1 protein-coding gene and 1 pseudogene are annotated in these 1339 nt (G+C 67.7%); both read left to right on the top strand.

Translation table 11 applies throughout. The features are described from left to right. Positions 1-1205 (top strand): malate synthase (locus tag DBR22_RS22725; RefSeq protein WP_258229414.1); only part of this gene is annotated, 1205 nt, incomplete at its 5' end. Positions 1206-1208: 3 nt separating this feature from the next. Next, positions 1209-1339: pseudogene (locus DBR22_RS25085) on the top strand (DUF6986 family protein); the annotation flags it as partial.

Here is a 1339-nt window from a genome sequence, read left to right as displayed (position 1 = left end):
ACGCCGCGAACGGAACCCTGAGCCATACCTCGGCCGAGGGCAAGGAATACCCCCTCCGCACCGACGCCCCGCTGGCCGTGGTGGTGGCCCGCCCGCGCGGCTGGCACTTCCCCGAGAAACACGTAACGATCGACGGCGACCGTGCCGTCGGCGCGCTGGTGGACTTCGGCCTGCACTTCTTCCACGTGGCCCGGCCGCTCATAGAGAACGGCCACGGCCCGTACTACTACCTGCCCAAGATGGAAAGCCACCTCGAGGCCCGGCTCTGGAACGAGGTCTTCGTCTTCGCCCAGGACTACCTCGGCATCCCCCAGGGCACCATCCGCGCCACGGTACTGATCGAGACCATCCCCGCCGCGTTCGAAATGGACGAGATCCTGTACGAACTGCGGGACCACGCCTCCGGCCTGAACGCCGGCCGCTGGGACTACCTGTTCAGCATCATCAAGTACTTCCGCGACGCCGGCGAACAGTTTGTGCTCCCGGACCGCGCCTCGGTGGTCATGACCGCCCCCTTCATGCGCGCCTACACCGAACTGCTCGTCAAAACCTGCCACCACCGCCGCGCCTTCGCCATGGGCGGCATGGCCGCCGTGATCCCCAACCGCAAGCAGCCCGAGGTCACCGAGGCCGCCTTCGCCAAGGTCCGCGCGGACAAAACCCGGGAAGCCACCGACGGATTCGACGGCTCCTGGGTGGCCCACCCCGACCTCGTGCCCACCTGCCAGGAAGTCTTCGACGCCGTCCTCGGGGACAATCCCAACCAGCTCGGCAAGCAGCGCCCCGAGGTTGCGGTCACCGCGGACCAGCTGCTGGACATCGCCTCCGCCGGCGGCCAGGTCACCGAAGCCGGGCTGCGCCTGAACCTGTACGTCGCCGTCGCCTATACCGCCGTGTGGCTCTCCGGCAACGGCGCCGTGGCCATCCACAACCTCATGGAAGACGCCGCCACCGCAGAGATCTCCCGCTCCCAGGTCTGGCAGCAGATCCGCAACACATCCGTCCTGGCCGACACCGGAAACACCGTCACCCGGGAACTCGTGGAGCAGATCCTGGCCGAGGAAACCGAACGGCTCCGCAGGGAGGTCGGCGAGGAAGCGTTCATGGGCTACTACGAACCTGCCAGCCACCTGATCAAGGACATCTGCCTGTCCCAGGACTACACAGACTTCCTCACCACCCCGGCCTACGAACTGCTGGACTGAGGCATGGCCGCCTCCCCCACGCCTTCCCTCACCGCGGCGGACACCGCCCACATCGAGTCACAGCTGGCGGCCACGGACCGGCTGCTGGACCGGAACTACCCGGGAGACGACGGCTCCCGCCAGCCCGTCCACAC

The sequence above is a fragment of the Arthrobacter sp. HMWF013 genome (assembly GCF_003061105.1).
Classification (GTDB): Bacteria; Actinomycetota; Actinomycetes; order Actinomycetales; family Micrococcaceae; genus Arthrobacter.
The sequence above is the reverse complement of the archived record's forward strand: the minus strand, read 5'-3'. Positions and strand labels throughout refer to the sequence as shown.